Source organism: Pantoea sp. AN62 (assembly GCF_050432985.1).
Taxonomy (GTDB): Bacteria; Pseudomonadota; Gammaproteobacteria; order Enterobacterales; family Enterobacteriaceae; genus Pantoea; species Pantoea brenneri.
The window spans coordinates 49,785-68,992 of record NZ_JBNPYB010000013.1 but is presented as its reverse complement, the minus strand read 5'-3'; the positions used below and the strand labels follow the sequence as shown (position 1 = coordinate 68,992).

Here is a 19,208-nt window from a genome sequence, read left to right as displayed (position 1 = left end):
GATGTCCGGTTTTTTTTAGCGTTTACTGCCGAGGTCATCCGGCATGCTTTTTTGCATGCTGTGCCAGATTTCACCGCTGCGACGGCCGTAGTTGCGCACCGCATCCACGATCTCATCCTGGCTCGGTTCTTTATCGCACAGCGCCAGCAGCGAGAGGTAGAAATCACGCGCCACCTGACGCGCTTCCGGGTTGGAGAAGTAGTGACGTCCTACCCGGGTATAGAGCCCTTTCAGCCCATTCAGGATCAAGCCGTAGATGGGGTTGCCGGAGGCAAACGCCAGACCGCGGAATATCCGGTAGTCGAGTTCGGTATAGGCATCCGCCTGGTCGTCGGCACTGGCGACGGTTTCCAGCACTTCACGCGCTTTTTCCGGATGATGACGCAGGGCACGACTGATAAAAATTGACGATATATTGGTGCGAACCGACAGCAGGTTATCGATCAACACCGGCACGCTGTCGTGATCGAGACGCGCCAGGGTTTCCAGAATATTCAGTCCGGAGGTTTCCCAGAAGTCATTGACCCGGGTCGGTTTACCGTGCTGAATGGTCAGCCAGCCATCACGCGCCAGGCGCTGTAGCACTTCACGCAGGGTGGTACGTGTTACCCCAATCAATTCAGAAAGCTCACGTTCAGCAGGAAGAATCGACCCTGGCGGAAAGCGGCTGTTCCAGATGCTTTCAATAATATACTCTTCAGCAAATCCCGCTGGGCTCTGAGCCTTAATTACCATAGCAGTGTGTTCTCGTTGCTTTCTTAATTGTGATGGGCACTCATCATACCAGACGCCCTATAGCGGATATAGCCTGCGCAACTATTTAAACCGGACGCAGAGCCAATTTTCAGGGCTGACTCACGGTGGAACCGTGCTAATTTGCGCCAGGCCCCGCTAAGGATTATTCTTTGCGGCAGAAATCCATACACAACAACAGGATACTTATTCCGATGGATATGACATATGGGCAGGCGTTAAAACGGAATTTTCTGGGCCAGTCGCCCGACTGGTATAAAGCATTAATGCTGGTTTTCCTGATCGTGAATCCGTTGATTTATGCGTTTGTCAGCCCGTTTGCCGCCGGCTGGTTGCTGGTAGCGGAATTTATTTTTACCCTCGGCATGGCGCTTAAATGCCATCCGCTGTTGCCAGGCGGCCTGCTGGCGGTTGAGGCGATAATTATCGGCATGGCCAGCGCCGATCAGGTCAAAACCGAGCTGGCAAATAATCTGGAAGTGCTGCTGCTGCTGATCTTTATGGTGGCGGGCATCTTCTTTATGAAGCAGCTGCTGCTGTTTGTCTTTACCCACCTGCTGCTGTCCATCCGCTCAAAAGTGCTGCTCGGCGTGACGTTCTGTCTGGCCGCCGCCTTTCTTTCCGCCTTCCTCGACGCACTGACGGTACTGGCCGTGGTGATCAGCGTGGCCGTCAGCTTTTATGAGATCTATCACCGTGTCGCCTCGGATCCGCAATATCAGCATCATCCGCTGGCGCAGCGTGAGACGCTGGAACAGTTCCGGGCCTTTCTGCGCAGCCTGATGATGCAGGCGGGCGTCGGTACCGCACTGGGTGGCGTGATGACCATGGTGGGAGAACCGCAAAACCTGATTATTGCCCATGCCGCCAGCTGGGACTTCGTCCAGTTCTTTCTGCGGATGGCGCCGGTAACGGTCCCGGTGCTGATCTGCGGTATCGTCACCAGCGTGCTGGTCGAAAAATTCCGCTGGTTTGGCTATGGTGCCACCCTGCCCGCCAGCGTGCGTCAACTGCTGGAAGAGAGTGAACAGCAGAACGCTGCACAGCGTACCCGCCAGGAGAAGCTGAAACTGTGGATTCAGGCGGCGATTGGCATCTGGTTAATTGTCGCGCTGGCATTTCATCTGGCAGAGGTCGGTCTGATTGGGCTATCGGTGATTATTATGGCGACGGCGCTGTGCGGCATCACCGATGAGCATGCGATTGGTCAGGCGTTCACCGAAGCGCTGCCGTTTACCGCATTGCTGACGGTGTTTTTTGCTATCGTGGCGGTGATCATTGAGCAGCAACTGTTTGCACCGCTGGTCACCTTTGTGCTCAGCACGGAGCCCGACGCCCAGCTTAAGTGGTTCTACGTCTTCAACGGCCTGCTCTCGTCCATTTCAGATAACGTCTTCGTCGGATCGGTTTATATCAATGAGGCGCGTCATGCTTTTGATCGTGGCGCGATTGACGCCCGGCAGTTTGAGTTGCTGGCGGTGGCGATCAACACCGGTACCAATCTGCCGTCAGTCGCCACACCGAATGGCCAGGCGGCGTTCCTGTTCCTGCTGACCTCGGCCCTGGCACCACTGATTCGTCTCTCATACGGACGGATGGTTTGGATGGCACTGCCGTTTACCGTGGTACTGTCGCTGATCGGCTATCTGGCAATCCACTTTCTGCTGGTGCCGTATACCGACAGCCTGCTCAGTCTGGGATGGCTTTTACCGCCGCACCTGTAAACCTTTTAGCCGGTCTGGATCAGGTTCAGGTCATATTTGAACATGATTTTTCCCTGCGCCAGGCTGGTTTGGCGGCGCTTTTGGTTTACACTGCGAGGCATTAACGTTTACAGGGAATGCAATATGTTACGATATCTGAATCAATGTTCTCGTAGTCGCGGAGCCTGGTTATTACTGGCCCTGACAGCGCTGGCGCTGGAACTTACGGCGTTATGGTTCCAGCATGTTATGGGTCTCAAGCCCTGCGTAATGTGTATCTATGAACGCAATGCCTTATTCGGCGTAATGGGTGCGGGTCTGATCGGTGCCATTGCGCCAAAAACGCCGTTACGGCTGGTGGCGCTGGCGTTGTGGTTATATAGCGCCTGGCAAGGTTTGCGCCTCTCCTATGAACACACCATGATTCAGCTGCATCCCAATCCTTTTACCACCTGTGACTTTGCGGCACGTTTCCCCAGTGGCTTACCGCTGGATAAATGGCTGCCGTCGGTGTTTCTCGCCAGCGGCGATTGTGCAGAGCGCAGCTGGACCTTCCTGACCTTCAGCATGCCACAGTGGATGATCGTGGTGTTCGCCGCTTACCTGCTGGTCGCGCTGCTGGTACTGATTGCCCAGCCGTTTAAAGCGAAACGCCGCGATCTGTTTAGTCGCTGATAACAAACTGGTTAGTCGCAGATAGCAAAAAGGCTGCCACTGGCAGCCTTTTTTAATGATGATCCCGGCAGTTAGCCGTTGCGGTCAGGTCGATCGATAATGTGATCTTCCCAGTCGCGCACTTCACTCTCCCGCACCGCAATGTAACGTACTGAAATCCGCTGGGCGTGCATCTCTTTTTTTGAGCCAGCACGCAGCGGATGCCAGGCTGGCAGCGGCTTGCCCTCACCCAACAGGCGATAGGCGCAGGTGCGCGGCAGCCAGTCGAAGGTGGTGAGGTTCTCGCGCGTCAGCTTGATGCAATCCTCTTCAAGTTCGAAGCGACGTTCATAATTGCGGCACTGGCAGGTTTTGATATTCAGCTGATTACAGGCGACGTTGGTGAAGTAGATCTCATCGGTGTCGGCATCCTGCAGCTTATTCAGACAACACTGCCCACAACCATCACACAAGGATTCCCATTCCTCATCGCTCATTTGTGCCAGGCGTTTGTGTTGCCAGAAAGGGGTGTCAGTCATGATGATTGTCCGGGTTTAGCGTAAACCGCACCTTATAAAGCCTCTGGTGCGGCGATGCAAGTTTTACAGTACGCGCGTGCTGATGCCGTGTCCGGCCAGTGACACTTCCAGCGTGTCGCCAGAGCGCATCGGGCCGACCCCTTCCGGGGTTCCGGTCAGGATCACATCACCGGCGCGCAGGGTGAAATACTGGCTCATGTGGGCAATCAGCGGCAGGATTTTATGGATCATATCCGCGGTGGAACCGTGCTGACGCACCTCACCATTCACCCGCAGCTTAAGTTCGGTATTCTGCGGGTCATCACTGAATTCAGCGGCCGGGATAAAACCGGAAATCGGACAGGAATTATCGAAACCTTTCGATTTTTCCCACGGCTGGCCCGCTTTCTTCAGCCCTGCCTGCAGGTCACGCAGCGTTAAATCAAGCGCCACGCCGTAGCCGGCAATCGCCTGCGCCACATGCGCTTCTGTCGCCTGCTTAAGGGTTGCGCCAATCAGGACCGCCAGCTCAACCTCGTGATGAACTTCGCCAAACGCATCCGGAATCGACAGCGGCTGACGCAAATCACACAGTGAAGTTTCCGGCTTGATAAAAATGACCGGTTCGGTGGGTGTGGCGCTGCCCATCTCCTTAATGTGTTTCGCATAGTTGCTGCCAACGCAAACCACTTTGCTGACCGGAAAATCCAACAGAGCGCCTTGCCAGTTACGATGCTGATACATGCTTATCCCCTGCGTAGGTTAGGTGTGATGCCAGCGTGGCTGGCGGGTCGATGTTTGCGGCTGTGTTGATCGAAATGCCAACCTCATCGCCTGATAATAAGACGCTTTTACCGGTCCGGGGTGGAGAATTTGTCAAAAAGCGTGAATCAGCACGCTGAAGTGATGAATAAACGTACAAATGACGTTAAATATCAGGCAGGCGATTTAAAAATGACTGGATAGATAAGCAGTACAGTTAATTTTAGCGGGGCCAGAAAAATATTAATCCTGACGGCATCAGAGCGACAGGATTAATATTTACAGATGAATCTGAATTAAACTTTTTTATCTGTCTGCAGATGAACGGTAAGCAGACTTTCTATCGGCGGCGGGAGTTGTAAATAATAGCCCTGCTCACTCAATCCCTGCTTTACTTTATTGATATCCGCATTAGCCAGCCTGTCACGGCCCGCCAGCTTTAGCACCATCGCCAGTTGCGGCTTGCCAAACCCTTTCAGCAACTCTGGCGGAACGCGAGAGAAATCGTCTTTTTTTTCAACATAGAGATAAGTCTGGTCGCGCAACGGGCTTCTGTAGATCACACAAAACATATTTTTTACTCGAATTAACCAGCGTTGAGGCTTGTCTGAATATAGCTGTAACTATAACATGCTTGCAGAACTTCGAATATTCACCGTTGGCGCTTTAATGATGATTTTATCATCGCTTAGCCAGCGGTAGTGAAAACAGGACTGAGTCGGGACAGATGTCGCAAACGCCAATCGAATTCAAAGGTAGCAGTTTCACCCTATCTGTCGTCCATCTGCATCACCACGATCCCGCGGTGATTCGTAAGGCACTTCAGGACAAGATTGACCAGGCTCCGGATTTTCTGAAAAACGCCCCGGTGGTGCTGAACGTTGCGGCTTTAAGTGCCGATATTAACTGGAAGCAGCTACAGCAGGCGATTATCGCCACCGGTTTGCGGATTGTCGGCGTCAGCGGCTGCAAAGATGACGCGCTGAAACGCATGATCGCCCGCGCTGGCTTGCCGGTTCTGGCGGAAGGTAAAGAGGCGAAAACGCGCAGTGACGTCCCGGCCGCCGTGCCGGAACCTCAGCCGGTCGCCGCTGAGCCGGTGATGGCAGCAAAAACCCGCATCGTGAATACCCCGGTGCGTTCGGGTCAGCAAATTTATGCCCGTGACGCTGATTTAATCATCACCAGCAGCGTCAGTGCCGGCGCCGAACTGGTTGCCGACGGCAACATTCATATTTACGGCATGATGCGCGGTCGCGCGCTCGCCGGTGCCAGCGGAGACCGCAACTGTCAGATTTTCTGTACCAATCTGGCAGCAGAGCTGGTCTCGATAGCGGGCGAATACTGGATCATGGATCAGATCCCCGAAGCGTATTTTGGTAAAGCGGCGCGCCTTTGCCTGCAGGATGGCGCGCTCACCATCCAGACACTTAATTAGGCCCCTTTTCTTTTGTTAAGGAAATCAACATTTATGGCACGCATTATTGTAGTTACATCCGGTAAAGGGGGCGTTGGTAAGACCACGTCAAGCGCGGCCATCGCCACCGGTTTAGCGCAGAAAGGCAAAAAAACGGTCGTTATCGATTTCGATATCGGCCTGCGTAACCTCGATTTGATCATGGGTTGTGAACGACGCGTGGTCTACGACTTCGTCAACGTGATTCAGGGCGATGCGTCGCTGAATCAGGCGTTGATTCGCGATAAACGTACCGAGCAGCTCTATATTCTGCCTGCGTCACAGACCCGCGACAAAGATGCACTGACCCGTGAAGGCGTCGAAAAAGTACTGAACGATTTAGCGGCGATGGAGTTCGATTTCATCGTCTGCGACTCGCCAGCAGGGATTGAAACCGGTGCACTGATGGCGCTTTACTTCGCTGATGAAGCGATCATCACCACTAACCCGGAAGTCTCATCGGTACGTGACTCAGACCGTATTCTCGGCATCATCTCGTCAAAATCCCGTCGCGCTGAAAACAGCCAGGAGCCGGTTAAGGAGCATCTGCTGCTGACCCGATACAACCCGGGCCGTGTTAATCGTGGCGATATGCTGAGCATGGAAGATGTGCTGGAAATTTTACGCATTCCTCTGGTCGGCGTGATCCCGGAAGATCAATCGGTGTTACGTGCCTCTAACCAGGGCGAGCCGGTGATCCTTGATGGTGAATCAGATGCTGGCAAAGCCTATGCCGATACCGTTGAACGGTTGCTCGGTGAAGTTCGCCCCTTCCGCTTTATTGAAGAAGAGAAGAAGGGTTTCCTGAAACGCCTGTTCGGGGGATAAACCATGGCATTACTTGATTTCTTTTTATCCCGGAAGAAGAACACTGCCAATATAGCCAAGGAAAGGCTGCAGATTATCGTGGCAGAACGCAGAAGGGGCGACAGTGAGCCCCACTATCTTCCGCAACTTAAGCGCGACATTCTGGAAGTGATTTGCAAATATGTGAAAATCGATCCGGAAATGGTCACGGTTCAGCTCGATCAGAAAGGTGACGATATCTCCATTCTGGAGCTGAACGTTACGCTACCGGAAACGGAAGAAGTGACTAAATGACGCTGACCGTTTCCTGAATTTCCCCTGCGCTGTTGCAGGGGAAATTTTATCGGTCACACCTCGGCCAGAATCTTCTCTATGCCGGGTTTAAGCAATTCGCCGCGCCATCCGGTCAGTAACTCCGGCTGACGTCCCTGTGGCTTCAATCCCCAGTGCTGGCTCAGAACCTGGTTGATCTGACGCCGTGACGCCAGTAATTCCTGACTGAATCCGCTCTGCTCACTCACCTGCTGCACCAGCGCTTTCATCGCCTTGAACACCTGCTTGTAATGCGGATGGTCGATCAGATTGCCGAGCGCCTCAGGCAGTTCACTCTCATCCAGCGCCTGGGCTTCTGCCACCAGCGCCACCAGCGTTTTGCCGTGGAAACGGATCTCATGACCGGACAGGCCGAGATGGTCCAGTTCGCCCAGCGAACCTGGCATGAAGCGCGCCACTTTCCACAGATGCTCTTCGCGCACCACAAAGTTAACCGCCATATCCTTTTCACGCGCCAGCTTCAGACGCCATGCGGCCAGTCGTTGCAGGGCTGCCAGCTGACGCGGACGCAGTTGCCAGGCGTTGGTGATATCACGCCACGCTTCTTCAGGCGCTAAGCTGTCGAGGCGACGCTGGCACAAATTGTCACACTCACTCAGTGCAGCCGCCATGTTGCCTGCCGCCTCGGTCTGCACCATCAGCTGATGGGCAATCGGCAGCAGATAGTGCACATCCGCCGCGGCATACTGACATTGACGCTCGGTCAGCGGACGCGCTAACCAGTCGGTACGCGACTCGCTCTTATCCAGTTCGACCTGGGTAAAATGCGCCACCATTGAGGCAAAGCCCCACGACAGCGGCTGGCCGGAGAACGCCGCCAGAATCTGAGTATCGATCATCGGCTGTGGCAGGACGCCAAAGCGGTGCAGGAAGACTTCCAGATCTTCGCCGCCGGCGTGCAGGAATTTGGTCACTGCGGTGTCGGTCAGCAACGCGATAAACGGTGACCAGTCACGGATCGCAAGGGGATCGATCAGCACTAACTGGTGATCGTCGAACAGCTGGATCAAACCGAGCTGCGGGTAGTAGGTCCGGGTGCGGACGAATTCAGTATCCAGTGCCACTGCCGTATGCTGGCGCGCTTTCTGGCAGACTTCAGCCAGTTGTTCATCCTGGTCAATCAGAGAATAATTCACGTCTAGTTTTTCACCGCAGCCAACAACGTGCGGTGCTCCATGTTAAAAACAATAAAAACGCCGGACATGCCGGCGTCTAACCTGAATCCTTGCCAGGGCTTAGCTTGCGCTGGCTTTTACTTCGTCGCGCAATTCGCGTCGCAGAATCTTGCCGACGTTGGTTTTTGGCAGCTCATCACGAAACTCAATAATTTTCGGCACTTTGTATCCGGTCAGCTGACGGCGACAGTGGTCTAGCAACTCTTCTTTAGTCAGTGAGGCATCTTTTTTCACCACGCAGACTTTCACCGCCTCGCCGGAAAGATCGCTGGGCACGCCGATCGCGGCCGCTTCACGTACTTTCGGATGTTGCATCAGCACATCTTCGATCTCGTTGGGATAAACATTGAAGCCGGATACCAGAATCATATCCTTCTTACGATCGACGATGCGAATAAAGCCTTCCTGATCAACGGTAACAATATCGCCGCTGTGGAGCCAGCCATTTTTCAGCACTTCCTCCGTGGCATCCGGGCGCTGCCAGTAGCCGAGCATCACCTGTGGACCGCTGATACACAGTTCGCCCGGTTCGCCTGGTGAAACCTCATTGCCGTTATCATCCAGAATCAACACATCGGTTGAGGGAACCGGTAAGCCAATGCTGCCGGTGTGGCAGCTGATATCGTAAGGATTGACCGACACCAGCGGCGAGCATTCCGTCAGCCCGTAGCCTTCCAGCAGATAGTGACCGGTCAGTTTTTCCCAGCGTTCCGCCACCGCTTTCTGCACCGCCATCCCGCCCCCGGCTGACAGCCGCAGCGTACTGAAGTCGAGCTTATTGAACTGTTCATCATTCAGCAGCGCGTTGAACAGCGTGTTGACGCCGGTGATGGCGGTAAACGGAAACTTCGACAGCTCTTTAACAAAGCCAGGGATGTCGCGCGGATTGGTAATCAACAGATTCTGACCGCCCAGCTCCAGGAACAGCAGACCATTCACCGTTAAGGCAAAGATGTGATAGAGCGGCAGCGCCGTGACCACACACTCTTTGCCGTCGCGCAGAACTTTACCGTAGGTAGCTTTGGTCTGTTCCAGATTGGCCTGCATATTGCGATGAGTCAGCATCGCGCCTTTGGCGATGCCGGTAGTGCCGCCGGTATATTGCAGGAAAGCGAGATCGTCATTGCTGACCGTCGGACGCTGATACGTGAGCGTGGCACCCTGCTCCATTACCTGACGAAACGAGATTGCGCCGGGCAAATGGTATTTCGGTACCAGTCGCTTGACGTATTTGACCACGAAATTAACCAGCGTCGCCTTGACCGGTGCCAGCTGATCGCCCATTCGGGTCAGAATCACGTGGCGCACAGCGGTCTCCGCCACTACCTTTTCCAGCGTATGGGCAAAGTTGGAGACAATAACGATGGCGCTGGCACCGCTGTCATTCAGCTGGTGCTTGAGTTCGCGCGGCGTATAGAGCGGATTCACATTCACAACCACCATGCCGGCGCGGAGTACGCCGAACAGCGCCACCGGATACTGCAGCAGGTTAGGCATCATCAGCGCGACCCGATCGCCGGCTTTCAAACCAAGCTGCTGTTGCAGATAAGCCGCAAACGCGCGGCTTTTCTCTTCCAGTTGGCGATAGGTCATCTTCTGACCCATGTTCCAGAATGCAGGTTGATCGGCGTAGCGTTTGGCGGCCTGCTCAAACAGATCCACCAGCGAAGTATAACGATCTGCACTTATTTCGGCTGGCACATCAGCCGGGTAGCGTTTAAGCCAAACCTTATTCAAGGATCCACCCCGATAATCATGTTGTATTTCCATCGCTGCCTCAGCCAATCTGGTTTGTTAACAATATTTTAACTGATTGTACCAGTTTGCCTGTTTCGGCATGTTGAGGTTGCGAAGTCCATCACTAAATTTCGTGCTGTTAAAACAGACAAATAAAAAGCCCGGCGGCGACCAGCGCTACCGGGCCAGAAAAGTGTGACTGCCCTATCACTCAGTCAGAATGGTTTCGACCTGTGCCGGACCGCTGCTGTACATTCCCCAGTAGGGATTCGGTCCCCAATAGCCGGGACGATGACGCGTCGGTCCATACCAGATCCACGGATCGATCGGCTGCGGCGGCGACATCACCTGTCGGGTCAGATGCCAGCGCTGATAGCCGCGCACATCAATCACCACAAATTTGTAGTTCGCCTCGCCAATTTTACCGGGCTCAGTGCCTTTGATGTTGCCCAGCACCGTTACAAACTGATCTCTCACATCCACCGGATCGACGAAACCGTGGATATCGGCATAGATGCGACCCACCGAGGCCGCTCCCAGCCGTGGACGGGCACTCTCATCCAGCGGTTGCGTGGCGATCTCCAGCCGGGTTTTACCGTTAAGGTTAGTGACATTCACCACCTTACCGCCAAAACGTGACTCCTGGCCGGTATAGATGGCCGGATCGTTCATGACCCGCAACAAATCCTGTTGCGGCTGCGGTGAACTGCCCTGCAGGCTGTCCGGAATTGAGACACAACCTGTTAAAACCAGCGTACAGGTCAGCAACAGACCTGTTAGCCCTTTAGCGCACATTGACATAGGCGTCCTCCCGTTACGTAATGATTTAGACTGGACGCATAACAATAAGTTGCGTGCGATCTAGCGGCCTGGCAACTTTTTCCATGCCACCTCATTACGCAGATAGGTTGGCTCGGCATTTTCCGGTTGCAGGGTATTACCCTGGCCTAAAGCAACGACCGCCAGCGGTAACATATCTTCGGCGGCAGGTAAACTCACGTCACTGGCGTGCAGCGTCAGGGAATGGCCCTGCTGCAGTTCGGGATAAGCCTGCCAGCCGGTGCCGGCAGTCATCCACTCGCCCGACAGCGCCTGCATCCGTGCCAGCGCGGCCGCGGGTGACAGCACGCTTTCGCTGGCTTCACCCTGCCAGACGCCCCGTTCGTCGCGCTGGTATTCGGCCCAGTAGACCTCGCCCATCCGCGCATCAATGGCGGTTAACACGCGGGTGGTGCGCTGCAGACGCCAGGCGCCCTCTGCCAGCGTGGCCAGCGTCGAGATACCGATCATCGGCAGCGCCGCACCGAGTGCCAGGCCCTGGGCAATACCAATTCCGATACGCACGCCGGTAAAACTGCCGGGACCGCGACCAAAGGCCAGCGCGTCAAGATCGGTCAGGTCGAGCTGCTGCGCCAGCAGTAACTCTTCGATCAGCGGCAAAATGCGCTGAGTATGATCGCGCGGAGCAATCTCAAATCGGGCATCAATCTGTTGCTGATTCAGCAAGGCGGCTGAACAGGCTTCTGTCGCCGTATCCAGCGCTAAAATTCGGGCTGACATGACCACCTCAGGAGAATGAAAACGGCGCGCATCTTAGCATAAAATCAGGCGTCAGGTTGCTGCCGTATAAAGGCGATGGCGCGGGCGATATCGCGGGTACGCGGCGTTGGCGGCAGGCTGTTAAGAAACAGCGCGCCATAAGGACGCGAAACCAGCCGCTGATCGCAAATCACCAGCACACCCCGGTCGTCGGTATCCCGGATCAGACGCCCGACGCCCTGCTTTAGAGTGATCACCGCATCCGGCAGCTGCACATCGGTAAACGGATCGCCACCGCGGATACGGCAATCTTCCATCCGCGCCTTGAGTAAAGGATCTTCCGGTGAAGTAAACGGCAGCTTATCGATGATGACCAGCGAAAGCGCATCGCCGCGCACGTCGACCCCTTCCCAGAAACTACTGGTCGCGACCAGTAAGGCATTGCCTTTATCGATAAACTGTTTCAGCAACTGACCTTTGCTGGTTTCGCCCTGAACCAGCACCGGTAACGTCATTGAGGCACGGAATTCCGCCGCCAGCTCACGCATCATCAGATGCGAGGTACAGAGGAAGAAACAGCGTCCTTTGTTGGCGTCAATCAGCGGCTTCATCATGGCGGCAAGCTGACGTGCGCCGCCGGGACGGTTCGGTTCAGGCAGGTTGCGCGGCACACATAACAGTGCCTGCTGCGCATAATCGAACGGACTGTTCAGAATTAAACTTTTTGCTGCGTTCACGCCCAGCCGCTCGGCAAAGTGCTCCATCTTCTCATCCACTGCCAGCGTGGCAGAGGTGAAAATCCAGGCCGCTTTGCGATTATCCATCACTTCGCGGAAGCGTTCCGCCACTGACAGCGGCGTCAGCGCCAGAATAAAGTGGCGTGAGGTGCATTCATACCAGTAGCTGTAGCCCGGCTCATTGATCGCCCGTAACCGCTTCAGTCGGCCACGGTAGAGCGCCGCGCGCTCAAACGCCGCATCCAGCAACGCTGAACGGCCCAGGGAGAGTTTGATGACGTCGTAACAGAGTTCAAGCGCATCATCCAGCAGCGTAAACATCCGCAGGATGTTGTTATCGCTCAGCAGTTCACGCAGATTACCGCGGTAGCCCGGGTCGCCTAGCGACAGGCGAAAATCCTGAGCACACTGCGCCAGGCGATCGGCGGACTTTTGCAGTTGCTGCACGTCGCGCACTTCGGTGCGGTAGGCGGTGATAATATCTTTGGCGAGGTCGAGCAGTTGCCGGCTGGAGAGCTGTTGTCCGAAATACTGACTGGCGATATCGGGAAGCTGATGGGCCTCATCGAAGATCATCACGTCCGCTTCCGGGATCAGTTCGCCGAACCCACCTTCTTTGACCACCAGGTCAGCCAGAAACAGGTGATGGTTCACCACCACCACATCCGCGTCCATGGCCCGCTTACGCGCTTTCACTACGAAGCACTCTTTATAACGCGGGCAGTCGGTGCCGAGGCAGTTATCGTTGGTGCTGGTGACCAGCGGCCAGACCGGGCTATCTTCAGTGACGCCGGCACAGCTGCTGATATCGCCATCTACCGTCTGCGAAGACCAGCTCCGCAGCGTCACCAGGTCAGTCAGCGCCTGTACGGCCAGATCGCCGCCCGCCATTGACTGCTGCTCCAGCCGCTCCAGGCAAAGATAGTTGGATCGCCCTTTCAGTAAGGCGGTCTTTCCTTTGTATTTTAGTGCGCCGATCATGGTGGGCAGATCGCGGCCATAAAGCTGATCCTGCAGCGCTTTCGATCCGGTCGAGACGATCACTTTCTTGCCGGCCCGCAGCGCGGGGGCCAGATAAGCATAGGTTTTCCCGGTGCCGGTACCGGCTTCTACCACCAGCTCACCCTGCTCTTTTACGGCTTCGGAAACCGCCTGCGCCATTTCACGCTGCGCTTCACGCGGCTTGAAGCCGGCTATTGCCTGCGCCAGCGCGCCATCAACTGCAAAATCGTCTGCCACATACCCTCTCAAAGAACGGCAAAAACACTGTAATTATGTCAGTATTAAATTCACAAAGCAAAATAGAGGATAATCAAAAAGTTAACCATAAAAAGGCTGTCAGGCCTGGCCTGACGATCTCCGAAGCGACGGGTAACAGGTGGGAAAATTGTGTCGCCAACGCGCGCATTTTGCCGGGCAAACCGGTCAGGTTACACCGCCCGGCGGAAGCCGGACGCGGCTCAGAAACAACAAAACCGCCTGAATGACGGTTTTGTTGGGATGAGGCGTTGGTTGCGTCGCGTGATAACAGCAGGTGATTAAAAAATCCCGTTAGCTACCGAGGGTGAGGCTGGCATGAAAGATTAAATATCCTTTTCTAACGGATCCTGTCCAGGCTCTTCATCCTCTTCTTCATCTTCCGGATAGATTTCAGCGTCATCAGGCAGCGGTTCATCGTAATCAGGACGTTCAGACATAATTACCTCCGGTGATAAATAGCAGTGCTGCTATTTCATCTCAGCATAGTTAACCGCCACTTCCGCCCGCCCGCTTTTGGTTGAAAGTGTGAGTTAAGCGGTAATAATCCTGCTGTCGCTGCCGTGGCCGCTAGTGATGAATGTAAAAGGCCCCCGCCAGCATGATGACAAAGAGAACGGCAAAGGTGATATAACCCTGCTTCGCACCACGCGACAGACCGACAAACGCCGACACCACAATAAACAGCAGCGTCAGTGCGCCTGCCATTACCCAAAACAGATACTGCGTATTCGCCATGCTTTCATCCTCATCCTGTGGCGTCATTTATCGGCTGATTTATATCATTTTTTGCTGCGGGGTGCGTCACTTCTGTTGCCTGGCGCGCCGCTTAGCGCCCGGCTCCGCCTGATACTGTGTGATGCAGCTATCAAATGCGGTGGATAGCTGCGAGGAAATAAGCGCACGGATTATAATCATTACATCACCTTATCGTTGGGATGTGGCATCCGTAAGGTGACGCGCGGTCGGCACATTGGCGCAGACCGCCTCTATCGTACTGTCTGCCTCAGGCGGAGGAACGTTATGAATCATTCCCGCATCGGATCGCTTATCGGCGTACTGCTGGTCTGTGGCTGCCAGGCACCTACTCCTGATCAGGCACGCCTCGGTCAGCCGGTATTTCAGGCCCAGAGCGCCCGCACCGCACCGCAGCTTAGTGACTGTATTTATCGTGGCTGGTCTACCACCGAGGTGATCGCCAGGGATAATACTACGCATACGCAACCGCGCGGTGAGCAAATCACCGTCCTGACGTGGGAAGATTCGATATTCGCCGACGTGACGCCACAGCGACGCGGTGCCGGGGTAAAATTCTTTACCACTTTTAATATGTGGCCGCAGGTGATGGCCGATCGTCAGGCTATCGTCAAACGCTGCCTGTGAGGGGGAAGAGATGACAGCGGCATAAGGAATGTGCCAGGCTAATGCCCATCAAACCAGGGAGAAAAAGATGAGTATTACCCGCATCGATCCGGAACATCGTATGTCCGAAGCCGTGATTCACAATGACACCATCTATTACACCAGCGTGCCAGAGAATCTGGATGAGGATGCTGAAGCGCAGACGGCCAATGCACTGGCGGTGATTGACAGATTGCTGACGCGACTCGGCAGTGATAAGAGCAAAATTCTTGATGCCACCCTGTTTCTGGTGGACAAAGCGGACCTGCCCGCAATGAACCGCGCCTGGGACGCCTGGGTTTCCCCGGATAACGCGCCAGTACGCTGCACGGTTCAGGCAGGTTTGATGAACCCGCAATACAAAATCGAAATCAAAATCATCGCAGCACGTTAAGCCTGCCGGGCGCTATTCTTCTTCATCCTCGTCGTCGAACAGCGCCCGGATTTGCTCGCCTTTATGATTCTGGCGAATTTCCTGTGCCACCTGGGCGATAGCTTCGCCACTCGACAGTCCACCCGCCATCAGCTCCTGAATACGCTCGACGGCCTGCTGTTGCTGCTCATGAGAGAGAGCCGGTAATCCTATAGCCATGTTTCACTCCTGCGTTGGGGGCAGCGATTATCACACGCCGAACAAACAGGTGCCAGTCAGGAAAAAATATGTCAGTCTGACGACCTCTTTGCTCTCTGATTTGTCTGCCTGATGATTGTTGAAACCCTCAGTCTTGATTATACCCCGGATGCGCTGATTCAGCGTTTCGCCCCGATTGCCAGCCTGCCGTGGGCAATGCTGCTCTCTTCCGCCAATGCCAACCATAGCGACAATCGTTTTGATATACTCACCGCCGATCCGCGCGCCACGCTGGTAACCCGCGGTGACGTTACCCACATTACCGATGCCAGCGGCTGCAGCGAATCTGGCGCGGATCCGCTGCAACTGGTTCAGCAGCAGTGTGATGCGCTGGGCATGACGCCGCTCAGTCATGACCATCTGCCGTTTCAGGGCGGCGCGCTTGGCCTGTTCGGGTACGATCTCGGTCGCCGGTTTGAGCAGTTGCCACAGCAGGCACAGGCCGATCTCACCACGCCGGATATGGCGGTCGGCATTTACGACTGGGCATTGATTGCCGATCATCATCGTCAGACCCTGACGTTGCTGGCATTGCAGGATGTTGAAGCCCGCGCCGCCTGGCTGGCGCAGTGGCCTGAACGTGAAGCCGTGCCGTTCAGCCTTACCACCCAGTGGCAATCCAACCTCAATTACGCTGACTACGCGGCACGCTTTGCCGCCGTTCAGGCTTATATTCAGGCGGGTGACTGCTATCAGGTGAATCTGGCTCAGCGTTTTCAGGCCGGTTATCAGGGTGATGAGTGGCAGGCCTTTTGTGCCCTCAACCAGGCCAACCGCGCGCCGTTCAGCGCCTTTCTGCGCCTGCCGCACAGCGCGATCCTTAGCCTGTCGCCGGAGCGCTTTTTATCATTGAATGATAAACAGATCGAAACCCGCCCGATCAAAGGTACCCGTCCACGCTGTGCCGATCCGATTGCCGATCGGCAACAGGCAGATGATCTGCAAAATGCAGAAAAAGATCGCGCCGAAAATCTGATGATTGTCGATTTGCTGCGTAACGACATTGGCCGCGTGGCGGTGCCTGGCTCAGTCAGTGTGCCTGAGCTGTTTGTGGTCGAGCCCTTCCCTGCCGTTCACCATCTGGTCAGCACGGTGCGGGCGCAGCTTCCTGACGATCTGCAGGCCACCGATCTGCTGCGCGCCTGTTTCCCTGGCGGCTCAATTACCGGCGCGCCAAAAATCCGGGCGATGGAAATTATTGATCAGCTGGAACCGCAGCGCCGGAATGCCTGGTGCGGCAGCATTGGCTATCTCAGCCTGTGTGGCCGCATGGATACCAGCATCACCATCCGCACCCTGATTGCTGAAGGTCAGCAGCTTTACTGCGCGGCGGGTGGCGGCATTGTCGCCGACAGTGAGGTGCAGGCGGAATATCAGGAGACGCTGGATAAAGTCAGCCGCATTCTGCCGGCGCTGGAACAGGGGGTCTGAATGGCGCTCACGCTTGACGCCTTCCGCAGCCGGTTCCTGCTGCAGCCACCGCAACACAATACGCAACGTCTCGCCGGACGGCATGCCGCAGTGCTGGTACCGATTGTGGCGCGACCGGAACCGGGTCTGTTGCTGACCCAGCGCTCCCATGGGCTGCGTAAGCATGCCGGACAGGTCGCCTTCCCTGGCGGCATGCAGGATGATACCGATGCCTCGCTGATCGCGACCGCTCTGCGGGAAGCACAGGAGGAAGTGGGCATCGACCCACAGCAGGTTGAGGTGTTGGGCGTGCTGCCTGCCGTTACCAGCAGCACCGGCTTTCAGGTGACGCCGGTGCTGGCGATCATTCCGCCGGATCTGCCGCTACGAATCAACCCGGACGAAGTGCGCAGCGCCTTTGAGATGCCGCTGGCCGAAGCGTTACGGCTCAGCCGCTATAGCGCGCTGGAGGTGCACCGCGCTGGCGTGCGTCATCCGGTCTGGCTGTCGCGCTATCAGGATTACCTAGTCTGGGGCATGACCGCCGGCATTATCCGCTCACTCAGCGAGCAAATTGCGTTCTGACGCCCACTTTTGCCATTAACCTGTTGCTTTTCGGCCTGCTGAGCGGCGGGCCGCGCTATAATTTTTTCTATCGGTTTTAATAAGTTTATTTCATGCGAAAAGCTGCTCTTTTCTCCGGCATGACTATTACTATTAGCGCCATAAACTGCCCCGGCAGACTGAGAATAATTTGTGAGGAGTGTCACCTGTGATTAGTGTTTTCGACATGTTCAAAGTGGGCATAGGCCCATCAAGTTCGCATACTGTCGGCCCGATGAAAGCGGGTAAGCAGTTTGTGGATTTGTTATCCGAACAGGGAAAGCTACAGGAGGTGACCCGCATTGCGGTAGATGTCTACGGCTCACTGTCGCTGACCGGTAAAGGCCACCATACCGACATCGCCATTATTATGGGGCTGGCGGGCGAATCTCCCGACACGGTCGATATTGATGCCATCCCGGCCTTTATTAAAGATGTCGCCCAGCGTGAACGTTTACTGCTGGCCAAAGGGGCGCATGAGGTCGACTTCCCGCGTGAGGGCGGCATGGTGTTCCGCAGTGAAAACCTCTCGCTGCATGAAAACGGTCTGCGTCTGCTGGCGTTCGCCGGCGACCTGCTGATTCTGTCGAAAACCTACTACTCCGTCGGTGGCGGCTTTATCGTCGATGAAGAGCATTTCGGTCAGTCGGCGCTGGATGAAGTTTCAGTGCCGTGGCCGTTCCACTCCGCCAAAGATCTGCTGGCGCACTGCCGCGAAACCGGACTCTCCTTATCCGGTCTGGTGATGAAAAACGAACTGGCGCTGCACAGTCGCGATGAGATCCACGCCTATTTCGCCAACATCTGGCAGACCATGCAGGCCTGCATCGATCGCGGCCTGAATACCGAAGGCGTACTGCCGGGGCCGCTGCGGGTGCCGCGCCGCGCCGCCTCGCTGCGTCGTTTGCTGATCTCCTCATCCAAACACTCTAACGATCCGATGATCGTCATCGACTGGATCAATATGTTCGCGCTGGCGGTGAATGAGGAAAACGCGGCCGGCGGACGGGTTGTCACCGCGCCAACCAACGGCGCCTGTGGCATCGTGCCGGCGGTACTGGCCTATTACGATCACTTTATTGAGCCGGTAACGCCGGATATTTTCCTGCGCTACTTCCTCGCATCCGGTGCTATCGGCGTGCTGTATAAAATGAACGCGTCGATTTCGGGCGCAGAAGTGGGATGCCAGGGCGAAGTGGGTGTCGCCTGTTCGATGGCGGCAGCCGGTCTGGCAGAACTGCTGGGCGGCAGCCCGGAACAGGTTTGCGTCGCCGCCGAGATCGGCATGGAGCATAACCTCGGGCTGACCTGTGACCCGGTCGCCGGACAGGTTCAGGTGCCCTGCATTGAGCGAAATGCTATCGCCTCGGTCAAAGCGATCAATGCGGCGCGTATGGCCCTGCGTCGCACCAGTGAACCGCGCGTCTCACTGGATAAGGTGATCGAGACCATGTATGAAACCGGCAAAGACATGAACGCCAAATACCGTGAAACTTCACGCGGCGGCCTGGCGATTAAAGTACAGTGCGATTAATCGAAACGTTTGATTGTTTAATTAATGTGCAATCGTAATGAAATCCGCCTCCTGCGCTATCTCAGCGCAGGGTAAACCGGTAGAGTGATTTCCGCGCGACTGTCCTGGTCGCGCAACTTTCCAGCACCGCTTTTCTGCATTCCGGCCTCAATGTTGATCGGGCCGTGCCGATAACAACCCCGTTATTTTTGGCTTTTT

21 protein-coding genes are annotated in these 19,208 nt (G+C 55.5%); 10 read left to right on the top strand and 11 right to left on the bottom strand.

What is annotated here, in order from left to right; translation table 11 throughout:
- Positions 1 to 15: 15 nt before the first annotated feature.
- Positions 16 to 735: a fatty acid metabolism transcriptional regulator FadR gene (fadR, locus tag FHW04_RS16070; RefSeq protein ID WP_031374614.1), complete on the bottom strand. Its 720-nt coding sequence runs from the start codon at positions 733 to 735 to the stop codon at positions 16 to 18.
- Between the two features lie 212 nt (positions 736 to 947).
- Between fadR and nhaB the strand changes: the two genes are divergently transcribed.
- Both nhaB and dsbB read left to right on the top strand, forming a co-directional pair.
- Positions 948 to 2,477, top strand: coding sequence for a sodium/proton antiporter NhaB (gene nhaB, locus FHW04_RS16065; RefSeq protein WP_089561429.1), 1,530 nt, complete (start codon positions 948 to 950; stop codon positions 2,475 to 2,477).
- A 123-nt stretch (positions 2,478 to 2,600) separates the two neighbouring features.
- Positions 2,601 to 3,131, top strand: a complete 531-nt coding sequence (dsbB, locus tag FHW04_RS16060; RefSeq protein ID WP_089561428.1) for a disulfide bond formation protein DsbB — start codon at positions 2,601 to 2,603, stop codon at positions 3,129 to 3,131.
- 71 nt (positions 3,132 to 3,202) lie between these two features.
- Here the strand turns inward: dsbB and FHW04_RS16055 are convergent, their stop codons facing one another.
- From FHW04_RS16055 to FHW04_RS16045, 3 genes are all read right to left on the bottom strand, one after another.
- Positions 3,203 to 3,649, bottom strand: a complete 447-nt coding sequence (locus tag FHW04_RS16055) for a YcgN family cysteine cluster protein (protein ID WP_031374617.1) — start codon at positions 3,647 to 3,649, stop codon at positions 3,203 to 3,205.
- A 63-nt stretch (positions 3,650 to 3,712) separates the two neighbouring features.
- Positions 3,713 to 4,372, bottom strand: coding sequence for a fumarylacetoacetate hydrolase family protein (locus FHW04_RS16050; RefSeq protein WP_069728550.1), 660 nt, complete (start codon positions 4,370 to 4,372; stop codon positions 3,713 to 3,715).
- Between the two features lie 314 nt (positions 4,373 to 4,686).
- Complete coding sequence (locus FHW04_RS16045; RefSeq protein ID WP_031374619.1) at positions 4,687 to 4,962, bottom strand: YcgL domain-containing protein; 276 nt, start codon at positions 4,960 to 4,962, stop codon at positions 4,687 to 4,689.
- A gap of 155 nt (positions 4,963 to 5,117) precedes the next feature.
- On the opposite strand from FHW04_RS16045, the gene minC reads away from it, so the two are divergent.
- The 3 genes from minC to minE are packed head-to-tail and all read left to right on the top strand — an operon-like array spanning position 5,118 to position 6,947.
- Positions 5,118 to 5,828, top strand: coding sequence for a septum site-determining protein MinC (minC, locus tag FHW04_RS16040; protein ID WP_031374620.1), 711 nt, complete (start codon positions 5,118 to 5,120; stop codon positions 5,826 to 5,828).
- Between the two features lie 33 nt (positions 5,829 to 5,861).
- Positions 5,862 to 6,674 (top strand): septum site-determining protein MinD, encoded by an 813-nt coding sequence (gene minD / locus FHW04_RS16035; RefSeq protein ID WP_031374621.1) that lies wholly within the window; start codon positions 5,862 to 5,864, stop codon positions 6,672 to 6,674.
- 3 nt (positions 6,675 to 6,677) lie between these two features.
- Positions 6,678 to 6,947, top strand: coding sequence for a cell division topological specificity factor MinE (gene minE, locus FHW04_RS16030; protein ID WP_031374622.1), 270 nt, complete (start codon positions 6,678 to 6,680; stop codon positions 6,945 to 6,947).
- A gap of 53 nt (positions 6,948 to 7,000) precedes the next feature.
- Here minE and rnd read toward each other — a convergent pair whose 3' ends face one another.
- From rnd to FHW04_RS16000, 6 genes are all read right to left on the bottom strand, one after another.
- Positions 7,001 to 8,122, bottom strand: a complete 1,122-nt coding sequence (gene rnd / locus FHW04_RS16025) for a ribonuclease D (protein WP_089561427.1) — start codon at positions 8,120 to 8,122, stop codon at positions 7,001 to 7,003.
- Between the two features lie 99 nt (positions 8,123 to 8,221).
- The gene (gene fadD / locus FHW04_RS16020) at positions 8,222 to 9,898 is read right to left on the bottom strand and encodes a long-chain-fatty-acid--CoA ligase FadD (RefSeq protein ID WP_122983616.1); all 1,677 of its coding nucleotides are present in this window, start codon (positions 9,896 to 9,898) and stop codon (positions 8,222 to 8,224) included.
- A gap of 207 nt (positions 9,899 to 10,105) precedes the next feature.
- Positions 10,106 to 10,699 (bottom strand): Slp family lipoprotein, encoded by a 594-nt coding sequence (locus FHW04_RS16015; RefSeq protein WP_031374624.1) that lies wholly within the window; start codon positions 10,697 to 10,699, stop codon positions 10,106 to 10,108.
- A gap of 60 nt (positions 10,700 to 10,759) precedes the next feature.
- Positions 10,760 to 11,458 carry a tRNA (adenosine(37)-N6)-threonylcarbamoyltransferase complex dimerization subunit type 1 TsaB gene (gene tsaB / locus FHW04_RS16010; protein ID WP_089561426.1) on the bottom strand — a complete coding sequence of 233 codons (699 nt, stop codon included), beginning with the start codon at positions 11,456 to 11,458 and terminating at the stop codon, positions 10,760 to 10,762.
- A 44-nt stretch (positions 11,459 to 11,502) separates the two neighbouring features.
- The gene (locus FHW04_RS16005; RefSeq protein ID WP_031374625.1) at positions 11,503 to 13,413 is read right to left on the bottom strand and encodes an ATP-dependent DNA helicase; all 1,911 of its coding nucleotides are present in this window, start codon (positions 13,411 to 13,413) and stop codon (positions 11,503 to 11,505) included.
- A gap of 588 nt (positions 13,414 to 14,001) precedes the next feature.
- Entirely contained in the window at positions 14,002 to 14,169 is a 168-nt protein-coding gene (locus tag FHW04_RS16000; RefSeq protein ID WP_162836815.1) for a hypothetical protein, read from the bottom strand.
- 285 nt (positions 14,170 to 14,454) lie between these two features.
- Between FHW04_RS16000 and FHW04_RS15995 the strand changes: the two genes are divergently transcribed.
- Positions 14,455 to 14,814 carry a hypothetical protein gene (locus FHW04_RS15995; protein ID WP_089561425.1) on the top strand — a complete coding sequence of 120 codons (360 nt, stop codon included), beginning with the start codon at positions 14,455 to 14,457 and terminating at the stop codon, positions 14,812 to 14,814.
- A 67-nt stretch (positions 14,815 to 14,881) separates the two neighbouring features.
- Complete coding sequence (locus FHW04_RS15990; protein WP_031374627.1) at positions 14,882 to 15,226, top strand: RidA family protein; 345 nt, start codon at positions 14,882 to 14,884, stop codon at positions 15,224 to 15,226.
- 12 nt (positions 15,227 to 15,238) lie between these two features.
- On the opposite strand, the gene FHW04_RS15985 is transcribed toward FHW04_RS15990, so the two are convergent.
- A complete protein-coding gene (locus FHW04_RS15985; RefSeq protein WP_031374628.1) occupies positions 15,239 to 15,424 on the bottom strand; it encodes a YoaH family protein in 186 nt (61 codons plus the stop codon).
- A 111-nt stretch (positions 15,425 to 15,535) separates the two neighbouring features.
- On the opposite strand from FHW04_RS15985, the gene pabB reads away from it, so the two are divergent.
- The 3 genes from pabB (at position 15,536) to FHW04_RS15970 (ending at position 19,010) form a co-directional block, all read left to right on the top strand.
- On the top strand, positions 15,536 to 16,894 hold the full coding sequence (gene pabB, locus FHW04_RS15980) for an aminodeoxychorismate synthase component 1 (RefSeq protein ID WP_089561424.1): 1,359 nt from the start codon (positions 15,536 to 15,538) through the stop codon (positions 16,892 to 16,894).
- Entirely contained in the window at positions 16,895 to 17,458 is a 564-nt protein-coding gene (locus FHW04_RS15975) for a CoA pyrophosphatase (RefSeq protein WP_089561423.1), read from the top strand. It begins immediately after the preceding gene.
- Between the two features lie 187 nt (positions 17,459 to 17,645).
- Positions 17,646 to 19,010: an L-serine ammonia-lyase gene (locus FHW04_RS15970; protein ID WP_089561422.1), complete on the top strand. Its 1,365-nt coding sequence runs from the start codon at positions 17,646 to 17,648 to the stop codon at positions 19,008 to 19,010.
- Positions 19,011 to 19,208: the final 198 nt, after the last annotated feature.

Excerpts from the sequence above, each read along its gene's own strand:
- fadR (WP_031374614.1), bottom strand. The coding sequence starts at position 735 with ATGGTAATTAAGGCTCAGAGCCCAGCGGGATTTGCTGAAGAGTATATT.
- nhaB (WP_089561429.1), top strand. The coding sequence starts at position 948 with ATGGATATGACATATGGGCAGGCGTTAAAACGGAATTTTCTGGGCCAG.
- dsbB (WP_089561428.1), top strand. The coding sequence starts at position 2,601 with ATGTTACGATATCTGAATCAATGTTCTCGTAGTCGCGGAGCCTGGTTA.
- FHW04_RS16055 (WP_031374617.1), bottom strand. The coding sequence starts at position 3,649 with ATGACTGACACCCCTTTCTGGCAACACAAACGCCTGGCACAAATGAGC.
- FHW04_RS16050 (WP_069728550.1), bottom strand. The coding sequence starts at position 4,372 with ATGTATCAGCATCGTAACTGGCAAGGCGCTCTGTTGGATTTTCCGGTC.
- FHW04_RS16045 (WP_031374619.1), bottom strand. The coding sequence starts at position 4,962 with ATGTTTTGTGTGATCTACAGAAGCCCGTTGCGCGACCAGACTTATCTC.
- minC (WP_031374620.1), top strand. The coding sequence starts at position 5,118 with ATGTCGCAAACGCCAATCGAATTCAAAGGTAGCAGTTTCACCCTATCT.
- minD (WP_031374621.1), top strand. The coding sequence starts at position 5,862 with ATGGCACGCATTATTGTAGTTACATCCGGTAAAGGGGGCGTTGGTAAG.
- minE (WP_031374622.1), top strand. The coding sequence starts at position 6,678 with ATGGCATTACTTGATTTCTTTTTATCCCGGAAGAAGAACACTGCCAAT.
- FHW04_RS16015 (WP_031374624.1), bottom strand. The coding sequence starts at position 10,699 with ATGTCAATGTGCGCTAAAGGGCTAACAGGTCTGTTGCTGACCTGTACG.
- tsaB (WP_089561426.1), bottom strand. The coding sequence starts at position 11,458 with ATGTCAGCCCGAATTTTAGCGCTGGATACGGCGACAGAAGCCTGTTCA.
- FHW04_RS16000 (WP_162836815.1), bottom strand. The coding sequence starts at position 14,169 with ATGGCGAATACGCAGTATCTGTTTTGGGTAATGGCAGGCGCACTGACG.
- FHW04_RS15995 (WP_089561425.1), top strand. The coding sequence starts at position 14,455 with ATGAATCATTCCCGCATCGGATCGCTTATCGGCGTACTGCTGGTCTGT.
- FHW04_RS15990 (WP_031374627.1), top strand. The coding sequence starts at position 14,882 with ATGAGTATTACCCGCATCGATCCGGAACATCGTATGTCCGAAGCCGTG.
- FHW04_RS15985 (WP_031374628.1), bottom strand. The coding sequence starts at position 15,424 with ATGGCTATAGGATTACCGGCTCTCTCTCATGAGCAGCAACAGCAGGCC.
- pabB (WP_089561424.1), top strand. The coding sequence starts at position 15,536 with ATGATTGTTGAAACCCTCAGTCTTGATTATACCCCGGATGCGCTGATT.
- FHW04_RS15975 (WP_089561423.1), top strand. The coding sequence starts at position 16,895 with ATGGCGCTCACGCTTGACGCCTTCCGCAGCCGGTTCCTGCTGCAGCCA.